The organism is Thiosulfatihalobacter marinus (assembly GCF_016019955.1).
In the GTDB taxonomy this organism is placed as follows: Bacteria; Pseudomonadota; Alphaproteobacteria; order Rhodobacterales; family Rhodobacteraceae; genus Shimia; species Shimia marinus_A.
In genome coordinates this window covers 1-10,205 of record NZ_JAECRZ010000033.1, presented here as the reverse complement: position 1 = coordinate 10,205, position 10,205 = coordinate 1, and the positions used below count along the sequence as shown (strand labels likewise).

The 10,205-nt window shown below is 63.7% G+C and carries 7 protein-coding genes; all 7 read left to right on the top strand.

Translation table 11 applies throughout. The features are described from left to right. Positions 1–159 precede the first annotated feature (159 nt). The 7 genes from I3253_RS20115 to I3253_RS20085 all read left to right on the top strand — a co-directional run bounded on the left by I3253_RS20115 (position 160) and on the right by I3253_RS20085 (position 10,024). Positions 160–645 carry a hypothetical protein gene (locus I3253_RS20115; RefSeq protein WP_197919577.1) on the top strand — a complete coding sequence of 162 codons (486 nt, stop codon included), beginning with the start codon at positions 160–162 and terminating at the stop codon, positions 643–645. Positions 646–685: 40 nt separating this feature from the next. Then, entirely contained in the window at positions 686–1,624 is a 939-nt protein-coding gene (locus I3253_RS20110; RefSeq protein WP_197919576.1) for an ArdC family protein, read from the top strand. A gap of 69 nt (positions 1,625–1,693) precedes the next feature. After that, on the top strand, positions 1,694–2,083 hold the full coding sequence (locus I3253_RS20105) for a DUF3768 domain-containing protein (protein ID WP_197919575.1): 390 nt from the start codon (positions 1,694–1,696) through the stop codon (positions 2,081–2,083). 158 nt (positions 2,084–2,241) lie between these two features. Beyond that, positions 2,242–4,224 (top strand): ParB/RepB/Spo0J family partition protein, encoded by a 1,983-nt coding sequence (locus I3253_RS20100; RefSeq protein ID WP_197919574.1) that lies wholly within the window; start codon positions 2,242–2,244, stop codon positions 4,222–4,224. Between the two features lie 74 nt (positions 4,225–4,298). After that, positions 4,299–4,892: a regulator gene (locus I3253_RS20095; RefSeq protein WP_197919573.1), complete on the top strand. Its 594-nt coding sequence runs from the start codon at positions 4,299–4,301 to the stop codon at positions 4,890–4,892. Between the two features lie 100 nt (positions 4,893–4,992). Beyond that, a complete protein-coding gene (locus tag I3253_RS20090) occupies positions 4,993–5,649 on the top strand; it encodes a DUF6927 domain-containing protein (protein ID WP_197919572.1) in 657 nt (218 codons plus the stop codon). A gap of 112 nt (positions 5,650–5,761) precedes the next feature. Continuing rightward, on the top strand, positions 5,762–10,024 hold the full coding sequence (locus tag I3253_RS20085) for a strawberry notch family protein (RefSeq protein WP_197919571.1): 4,263 nt from the start codon (positions 5,762–5,764) through the stop codon (positions 10,022–10,024). Positions 10,025–10,205: the final 181 nt, after the last annotated feature.

Sequence of the window (10,205 nt, the reverse complement as noted above, 5' to 3'; positions counted from 1 at the left end):
GTGAAGAAAGAAATGTTCGCCGGAATTCTTGGCTTGCCGGAAACCCTTGACAATGATCCGCCCCATTACGGAAGTGTCCTTCGGGTTTTGTGACTGACAGTTGAGGGACCTTGGGGTGCCTCGGACGGGTCCGGGCCGGGTTCCGGTCTGCCGTTCTGGATGAAGGGCTTACCCATGCAAACAAGTGTCTTGCGCGTACTGCGCACAACTGCTGCCTCTTGGTGGCGGCATGGAGAGTTGCGCAGAACTGGCCAAACGGCGCTGGCGCGGCATCTCGAACGCGAGGTTGTCCTACGTGATCTCGGCTATCTCAGGCTGGCGGGGACATTGCCGAATGCCCATGTGATCTGCGGAGAGGGTGGGACGTTCATTCACCTCGGTTGGACCACCGTTTCGACCCTCGCGCCGATCGAGCGCTTTCCCTTGGCCTCTCTTGCGGTCGCACGAGGGACGCCCTTCATCGATATCCGACTCGTCACGGATGTCATTGCCTTCGCCAACCTGCCGCGGGTGACGCGGGACGGATCGGTCGACCCTGACCATTCGGGTCCCGGCAGGTCTGTCTCGCTGACCAGCTACATCGACATGGTCGAAAAGCTCGGCGCGAGCATCACCAACGATCCACGGCTCTGTCGGTCAACCTAGTCGTCACTCCCCCTCAACAACATTCGAAAGGAGGCCAGCCATGGCCCGATCGCGCACGCCCAAATTCGATGCCTCCGAGGTCATCACCAACGAAATCATCCGTATCATTGAGCGTGGCGTCCTGCCGTGGCGCAAGCCCTGGACGGCAGGCAGCAGCTCACGCCCCCTGCGCGTGGGCGGTGAGCCCTACCAAGGGGTCAACAACTTCCTGCTGACCATGCGCACCGTGATGGCGGGCCACAGCTCTCCCTTCTGGATGACCATTCCGCAGGCCAATGCCTTGGACGCAAAGGTGCGCAAGGGCGAAAAATCCTCTGTCGTCGTCTATTACGGCCAAAGCCAGACGAACGCCGGCGATGAGGATCAGCACAGGGAGAGCGATGATCACTCCGAGGAAGCCCGCATCTTTCGCTTCCAGAAATCCTACCGCGTGTTCAATGCCTGCCAGATCGAGGGCCTGCCCGACAGTTTCTACCCCGACCCGAGGCCAGTGCCTGAACATCCACCCTCCGAGCCCATCCCGCATATGCAGGTGTTTTTCGACGCCATCGACATCACGACCGTCTTCACGGGGAAGGAAGCTTACTATCTGCCACCCGTGGACAAGGTCTTCATGCCGCCCATCACGCGGTTCGAGAACCCGCGCAATTTCTACGGGGTCTGGGCGCATGAGCTCGCCCATGCCACCAAGGCACGGCATCGGCTGAACCGCGACTACGGTCTGTCACGCTTCGGTAACACGGCCTATGCCCGCGAAGAAATCGTCGCCGAGCTGACCTCGGTGTTCCTTGGCCAGACGCTCGGCTTTACGGCCCATACGCTCGAGATGAACGCGGCATATCTCTACAATTGGCTGCGCGTCCTGCGCTCGGACAAGGGCGCCATCTTCAAGCACGCCGCTGACGCGCAGCGCGCCTGTGATTACCTTATCGCGCGATCGGAGGCGGGCAGGGCAGGGGAGAGCACCCAGGCCGCGTGACCGGTTTGTGCCAGCAAAGGGAAAGCAGGCTTTGGGAAGGGTGTTTCAAACCTCTCAAAGGACAGACCCATGACCAACGCAGCACAGCCTCTGACAGACCGCCCAGACCCCGCCGTAATCGCCGCTCAGAATGACGCGTTCCGCAAGCTAGCCTGCCTCGGGATAGCACCAGAGGCGCCCATCCAAGGCCGGATGCATGTGACCCGCTCGCTTATGGAGGCCGGTGACGGTTTCATGGCCGAGGCGGTGAAGGCCACGGGCATGTTCGACACGTTCGAACCCGAAAATGACCCCGAGGGATGGCGCGATTTCGGGGCGGTCGAGGTCTGCGGCGAGACCGTGTTCTGGAAGATTGATCTCTATGAAGCGGATTCCGATTTCCGCTACGGGGCCGAAGCCCCGGACAATCCCGCCACCACCATGCGCGTGCTGACGATCATGATGGCGCGCGACTGGTAGGGCAGGGGCTCTTCCCAAGAAAACCCATTCGCAAACTCAAGGTCCGCTGACCCCTCAAAAGGGAGAGTGGGCCTTTTGTTGTGGTGATCCCCGAAGCCGGGGATTGGTCACGCGCGTGATGGCGCGGGCCGCATCTAACTCACCAAGAAGGATATCCCATGACCGCAAGTTTTAATCCCGCTTCCGTCGCCATCGGCGATCTGGTCCCGCATCCCGCCAATGTGCGCAGCAACTCCCCGGAAACCTATGACCCCGAGAACATCGCCCACCTGAAAGCCAGCATCGCCGTGCTGGGTCTCCTGCAGCCGCTCCTGGTCCAGAAGCTTGACGGCAAATATGCCGTACTCGCAGGCGGTCGCCGCCATGCCGCGCTGAAGGAGCTGGTCTCGGACAAGGCCGCCAAGGGGTTCACCGCGAAAACCAAGATCGACTGCCGCCTCGTGCCGGAGGATTGCGATGTCACCACGGCCCTGTCGCTCGCCGAGAACATCACGCAAGCGCCGATGAACGCCATCGATGAGTTCGAGGCTTTCGCGCGGATGATGGAGGTCGACGGCCAGACGCCCGAGACGATTGCCAAGACCTTCGGCACCACGGTGGCGGCCGTGAAAGGCCGGTTGCGCTATGGCCTGATCCATCCCGACATTCGCGCCGCAGCCCGGGCCAAGACGATCACGCTCGATACGATGAAAGCCTTTGCCGAGCACCCGAGCCAAGAGGTGCAGCGCGAGGTCTATGAGGCGCTCACCAAGGAAGGCAGCTACCTGCAGGCCTATACCGTCCGTCAGGCGCTCAAATCCCGCGGTGTGCAGGTCAGCGATGATATCGGTGCCTTTGTGCGCGAGGACTATGAGGCCCGCGGCGGCGCCGTCGCGGCTGACCTTCTGGAAGAGCATTCCGTGCTCGAGGATACGGCATTAGTCGAGGCCATCCTGCTCGAGAAGCTCGGTGCCGCTGCCGAAGAGGCCCGCGCAAAACTGGGCTTTGCCTGGGCGGATGCGGTGGTGCGCTATGATTATGCGATCATGGCCGACTACGGCAGGGTCTATCCCGGTCCCATTGAGCCGGACGAGGCCGCCCAGAAACGCATCGACGAGATCACCGTGGAGCTCGACAAACTGCAGCTCGAGATGGAGGATGAGGGGCTCGCAGACGATGCCTACAATGCGCTCTACGACCGCGTGGACGCCTTGGAAGAGGAAGCCCGCGACCTACAGGAGGCCTACAGCGCTGAGGACCTTGCCCGCGCAGGCGTGATCGCGTCGTGGCAGGGTGGGCAGATCACGCTCCATGTGGGCCTCGTGCGTCCCGAGGACACCGTCAAAGAGGAGGGCGCGCGCGGCTCCTCCGCCAACCCGACGGGGGAGGGGGCCCCGGACGCAGGCGAAATCACCTATCCGGCCTCGCTGGCAGAGGACCTCAAGACCGAGCGGGCTATGGCCCTTGGCGCCGCGATGGCGCTGCATCCCGAGGCCACGCTCGATCTGACGCTCTTCAAGCTTGTCAGTGACGTTCTGGCCAGCGGCATGAGTGTCACGCAGGCGATCAAGGTCGAGGCCCGCAAGGAATACCGCAGCCATGCCAAGATGGACGAGATCGACGCAACCTCGCTCGAGAAGGTAGCGGCGGCGCATGATGCGCTGGACCTCTCCTGGCTCGGTGACACCCGGTCCCCCGCCGATCAGTTCGCGGCGTTTCGCGCGCTGGAGGCCGGCGAGAAGGCCAAGCTCGTGGCCTATGCCACCGCCAGCACCACGCAGTCCTGCTTCACGCGGGACCGCCAGCGCGACAGCCTGATGCATGCGTTGGAGATCGAGATCATGCCCGACATCCGCGCCCACTGGACGCCGAATGCGGCGCTCTTCAACCGCTTCAAGAAGGCTTGGCTCCTGAAGATCCTCGGCGAGGATCTGGGTCTCGCCCAGGAGGCGGTGACGTTGGCTTCGTCCAGCAAGAAGGAGATCGTCGCCTTTTGTGACAAGCTCTTCGCTGAACCCTTCGCCACGCTTACGGACGCGCAGCGCGCTGCCGTGGCCGCCTGGTGCCCGCCCATGATGCAGACCGCCGGTGTCGCCTGTGATGAGGCGGAGCCCGCTGCGGAAACCCCCGAGCCTGACAGCGAGGTCGCGCAAGCGGCCTGAGTCCTCACGCGACCCGCGCGAGGCATTCCCCGCGCGGGTCGACCCTCTTCCAAACCGAACAGAAAGACATCCCCATGGCTATTCTCAAGTTCTCTGCGTCCGCTGTTGCGGCACAGATCGCCCATGCGCGCGCCTGCAAAACCTTCCTGCCCAACTGGAACGGGCCCGTGGACAGGCCCGCCCTGATCCTCATCGTGGGCAACGGGGTGCATCTGCGCTCGAACGGCATCGATGGCACGACCACCCGTATCGTTACCACCGAGCAGGCCGATCCTTCCTTCGCCTTCGCCGACGGCATGAACCCGTTTCGGGATAAAGACTGGATGGCGCAGCGCCGCATGGCGTTTCGTGATCTGACCGGCCAGTTCTACACCGACATCCTAGATGACGTGCAGGTGCTCATCGACCGGGGGCGGGGGGCCATCCGGCTCGCCACCGATGGCCACAGCATCCGCGTCTTCATGCGCCGGGCCTCGGACTATCTCATCGGCGGGACCTATGAGGTGCCCTCGGGCCTCGGCGGCACCTTCCGGGTCATCCTCAAGGATGCCTGCGACACCTTCGCGATCGTGCAGAACTGCGGCAATTGCGAGGATTTCGACGCCATGCAGCCCTACCGCGTGCCGCTCGATGCGCTGATGGAGCTCGATGATCGGAGGGCGGCGTAACGGCCCTTTCTCAAACATGCATCGCCAATACCCTGCCGGGCCGGCGGCCCTCTCGGGACATTGGCGACAACAATTCCCCAATGAGAGAAAGGACTCTGAGATGGGATGGCTGTTCTACACCGACGGCCGCGTCAAATCCTACGCGGATGAGAAAGCGGAAATTGCCCGGCTCTGCACCTTTGAGGGCGACACGCGCAAAACTGAACTGGTCAAGGCCTGCAAGGTTGGCTCCACCTGGTATGCAGCGGCTAGGGTTACCAATCGCGACGGCACCCCTGTCGAGGACGCGACCTATGTCACCGATCCTGACGGCTCGATCACTTTCGCCGCCGTCTTCCTCACCGCCTACGACGATGGGTGTTGGGGCTATAAGGATATGGAGGAAAGCGCTGGCCCGAACGATTCTCGTGCTCCGCTTGGGCTGATCGAGCTTCTCTCCGACCTGAAAGATCCGGACAGCTACGCCCGTGCATGGCGCCAGCGCTGCCGGGACTGGGCCGCGATCCCTGACTATCAAGAGGGGGACAGGATCAAGCTCGCCGCGCCGGTGACCCTGACCGATGGCAGCACCTGCCAGATCGTCACCGCAACCCACTACAGACGCGGGCGGCAAAAACGCCGCTGCTACTGCATCGAGGAAACCGGCGGGCTCGTGCGTCTGTCGAAAGCCTCGCTTGCCGGCTCGAAGCTGCTCGGCTCCGCGAAAAGCGAAGCCAGCCCGGTGCTCGCCGAGTTTATGGCGGGGCAGGGGAATTGAGCGACAGGACCGCTATTCACTTGCGGTCCGCTAAAGCCAGCTCCGCGCTCAAAAAGTGTAGAGCGGGCTTTTTGTCCTTTGGAACTCAGACCCTTATCCAAAGGAAAATCCCATGTCCAAGCCCAGAACGGCCAACCTGGCTCTCTCAATCTCCGACGCAGATCTCGCCTCTGCCATTTCGCAAATCGGTGCGGAGGTCGACAACCAGCCCCTGCGCAGTTCAGCGCTCGCGCGTATCATGCGCGAGACGTTCCATGGCAGTGATGCCGGCGGTGCCTGGGACTGGCGCATGGCATATGACCTGATGCAGGCCGCGGCTGTTCAGGTGCTGCTGCGTGGGGAAGGTGCTTCAGGTGACATCGCCGCTGCAAGGCTGCTTGCCTCGCGGCTCCTGACGGAAACCCGCCGCTCCGAGCAGCAGATCCGGCTGCAGCAGTTTTCCACGCCGCTGCCATTCGCGGCGCTGGTCTTGCGGGCCGCGGCGATCAGCAAGGGCGAGACCGTGCTGGAGCCGTCGGCGGGCACCGGTGCCCTGGCTGCTTTCGCCGCCCGGGCCGGTGCCACGCTTTTGCTCAACGAGATCGACCCCTTTCGTCAGCGCCTCCTGCGCGCGGCTTTCGGTGGCGAGGTGACGGGCCATGACGGTGAGCATATCGACGATCTGCTGCAGACGCCGGTTCTACCCGACGTCGTGGTGATGAACCCGCCCTTCGCCTCCTCGGTCGATCGCTCCCGAGACAAGCACATCGCCGCCAAGCATCTCATCGCGGCTGCAAAGCGTCTCGCGCCCGGCGGGCGACTTGTGGCGATCATGCCGCAGGGGTTCACGCCCGAACGCGATGCCGCGCATTGGTCCCGCGCCTGCGGTCTCCTGACGCCGCGCTTGGCATTGACGATGCCGGGGCAGGTCTACCGCAAGCTCGGCACCTCTGTGGAAACCCAGCTGATGGTCTTCGACAAGGTGCAGGAGGACGGCGAGATGATCCGCGCCAGCGTCAGCGACTTGGATGAAGCCTTTCCTTTTGTCGACGCCGTGGCCGCAACCCGGCCCGAGGCGCGCCCCGCCCAAATGGCAGCAGCGATCTCTCATGCTCGGCCGACAGTTTCATCATCTGTCTCGCGCAAGACCGCCTCTGCGCCTATCGCCGCCTCCAAAACCCCGACCAATACCGTTGTCCCGCTCAGTTTCACCAGCTTCTCTGTCCCGCGCGACAACACGCCTGTCTCGGACATCTATGCGCGCTACCGCCCGCAGCGGATCGAGATCGCGGGCGCACAGGAACATCCCACGCCGCTGGTGGAAAGCATCGCCATGGCCTCGGTCGCGCCACCCGTGCCTACAGGCGGGGCCAGTGCGGAATTGCGCCTGCCCGCGCGACTGATCGAGGAGGGACATCTCTCTGAGGCGCAGCTCGAGACCATCATCATGGCGCATGATGCCCATGGGCGTGATCTGCCCGGTCGGTTTACCATCGATGACGACCAGACCAAGCTGACGCGCGCCGATGATGACCCGGATGCACGTGCCTATCGCCTTGGCTATTTCCTCGGCGACGGCACCGGTTGCGGCAAGGGCCGCGAATGCGCAGGGCTCATTCTCGTGAACTGGCTTTCCGGGCGCAGGAAGGCGATCTGGGTCTCCAAATCCGCCACGCTCATCGAGGACGCCATCCGCGACTGGACCGATCTCGGCGGCTCGCCAGCCGACATCCAGCCGCTCTCCAAATGGAAACCGGACCAGCCCGTCCCGATGGGCGACGGCATCCTCTTTGTCACCTACGCCACGCTGCGGTCCGCGGGCAAATGCGGCACCACGCGACTGAGCCAGATCCTCGACTGGATGGGCGAGGGGTTCGACGGCGTGCTGGCTTTTGATGAGGCCCATGCCATGCAGAATGCGGCGGGGTCCGAGCAGGGCAGGGGGGTCAAACCCTCCCAGCAGGGCCTTGCTGGTTTGCGGCTGCAAATTGCGGCACCGCGCGCGCGGGTGTTCTACATCTCCGCCACGGGAGCGACGAGCGTGCACAATCTCGCCTATGCCGCGCGTCTCGGTCTCTGGGGGCAGGGGCCCGAATACCCCTTCCCGAGCCGCGAGAGTTTCGTCTCGGCCATGGAGGCGGGCGGTGTCGCCGCCATGGAGGTGGTCGCACGCGATCTCAAGACGCTCGGTCTCTACACGGCCCGTGCTCTCAGCTTCGATGGCGTGGAATATGATGTGCTCGAACACGCGCTGACCCCGGCTCAGATCGAGATCTACGACGCCTATGCAGGTGCGTTTCGGACGATCCACCACAATCTCGAGGCGGCACTGACCGCGACTGGCGTCAATGACGCCTCGGGGGAGACCAATGCCTCGGCCGCACAGGCTTCGGCCAAGTCCCGCTTCGAGAGCACGAAGCAGCGCTTCTTCAACCATCTCCTGATGGGCATGAAGGTGCCGACCATCATCCGCGCCATCAAGGACGATCTGGCGGCGGGCAATGCTTGCGTCATCCAGGTGGTCTCAACGGGTGAGAGCCTGCTGAAACGTCGGCTTGAGACGATGGACGCGGGAGACGAGCTCGTCGAGGGTGCCTTGACGCCGCGCGATTACGTTCTGGGCTACCTCGAACAGGCCTTCCCGATTCATGCGCAAAAGCTGGTCGAGATCGACGGCAATATGGTGGCGGAACCCTTGCGGGATGAGACCGGCGCACTGGTTGTCTCGCGCGAGGCGCTCGCTCTGCGCGATGCGGCCATGATGGAGTTGATGACGCTGGCGCCGATCCCCTCGGTGCTCGATCAGATCCTCTGGGTCTTTGGCGACGAGGCCGTCGCTGAAGTGACGGGCCGATCTATTCGGCCCCTCAAGGCCGAGGATGGTCATCTCTTCATCGAAAAGCGCGCCGCCAGCAGCAATTCCTCCGAGACCCAAGCCTTCATGGACGGCGAAAAGGATATCCTGATCTTCTCCGATGCAGGCGGCACGGGCCGCTCCTATCACGCGGCGCAAACGGCCAAGAACCAGAAGCGGCGGCGGCATTATCTGCTGGAGCCCGGCTGGCGCGCCGATGCGGCCATCCAGGGACTGGGCCGCACGCATCGCTCGGCCCAGGTCAGCGCGCCCTTCTTTCGGGTCTGCACATCCGATGTGCATGGCGAGAAGCGCTTCACCTCGACGATCGCCAAACGCCTCGACCAGCTGGGGGCGCTCACCAAGGGCCAGCGCGAGACCGGCTCGCAGGGCATGTTCCGCGAGGAGGACAATCTCGAAAGCCCGATCGCGCGGGCGGCTTTGCGAGGATATTTCGCCGATCTCGCCGCCGGGCGCGCCGAGGCGATGAGCTACGAGAGCTTCACCGATTGGACAGCCCTGCGGCTGATCGACAAGGACGGTGTGCTGCTCGAAGAGCTTCCCCCGATCCAGCGGTTTCTGAATCGGGTGCTTGCCCTTCCCATCCACATGCAGAACGCACTCTTTGCGGAGTTCATGGCGAGAATATCCGATCAGACTGAGCGGGCGCGCGCGGCGGGCACGCTCGATCTCGGTGTGGAAACCCTGCGTGGCGAAAAGATCGAACAGGTCTCCACCGAGGATCTCTGGACCTGCCCGAAATCCGGCGCGGTGACGCGGATCATCGGGCTCGAGGTGACCGACCCAGTCTATATCCGGGGCGCCGACGAGGCCATGTCGCGCAATCCCGACAAGCTGCCGATGGTCAATCGCGCCTCCGGTCGCGCGGCGCTCATCTCGGCACGTCCGATGCAGATGTATGACGAGGACATTGTCATGCTGATGCGCAAGGCGGCGCGGCCCAACGGGTCGAGCTACCTCGAGGAAACGCGGTTCGCGTCCTCGGCCTGGGAAGAGATCGGCAGGCCCGAGTTTGCAGGGCTTTGGGATGCCGAGGCTGCGTCCCTGCCAAAAACCACCACGACCAAGCTCTACCTGCTAACTGGGCTGCTGCTGCCGATCTGGAAGGACATCCCGACCACCAACGAGCGAATCTATCGCGTCACGCCGGACGGGGCGACCGCCATGATCGGGCGCACGCTGAGCGAGGAAGGTGCGGCCGCGCTGCGCGCGCGCTTCCTGGTCGCCAACCCGCAAACGCCGCAAGAAATGCTGACCGCGGCGCTTGGGACCACCACGCCGGTCGAGCTGGGCCGCGGCCTGACCCTGACCCGTCGCCGGGTCGCAGGCGAAATGCGACTCGAGTTGGGCGGTGCGGATCGGGGCATGATCGATGGCCTCAAGGCGCTTGGCTGTTTCACCGAGATCATCGCCTTCCAGCTGCGTGTGTTCCTGCCGCATGGGGAAGGGGTCGACACGGGGAGTATTCTGGCCCGGGTCGTGGGGCAGAGGCCTGCCATCACGGCAGACCAAGCCACCTGAAAAGCCAAAGCGGGCTTTGGGTCGGGCGTCGCGGATCGGGGTTTGGCCGATCTGCGCTTACCGGGCGCGGGCTGACCGATGTCACGCCCGGCCCCCCAACTTCTGACAAGAGGACAGACCCATGACCAATCCCCAGATCGACTATGCCGCAATGGCGGCTCAGTGGCGTGCAGAGCGCGAA

What these genes read in the sequence shown, in the direction of transcription:
- I3253_RS20115 (WP_197919577.1), top strand. Translation starts at nt 160, where the DNA reads ATGAAGGGCTTACCCATGCAAACAAGTGTCTTGCGCGTACTGCGCACA.
- I3253_RS20085 (WP_197919571.1), top strand. Translation starts at nt 5,762, where the DNA reads ATGTCCAAGCCCAGAACGGCCAACCTGGCTCTCTCAATCTCCGACGCA.
- I3253_RS20090 (WP_197919572.1), top strand. Translation starts at nt 4,993, where the DNA reads ATGGGATGGCTGTTCTACACCGACGGCCGCGTCAAATCCTACGCGGAT.
- I3253_RS20105 (WP_197919575.1), top strand. Translation starts at nt 1,694, where the DNA reads ATGACCAACGCAGCACAGCCTCTGACAGACCGCCCAGACCCCGCCGTA.
- I3253_RS20110 (WP_197919576.1), top strand. Translation starts at nt 686, where the DNA reads ATGGCCCGATCGCGCACGCCCAAATTCGATGCCTCCGAGGTCATCACC.
- I3253_RS20100 (WP_197919574.1), top strand. Translation starts at nt 2,242, where the DNA reads ATGACCGCAAGTTTTAATCCCGCTTCCGTCGCCATCGGCGATCTGGTC.
- I3253_RS20095 (WP_197919573.1), top strand. Translation starts at nt 4,299, where the DNA reads ATGGCTATTCTCAAGTTCTCTGCGTCCGCTGTTGCGGCACAGATCGCC.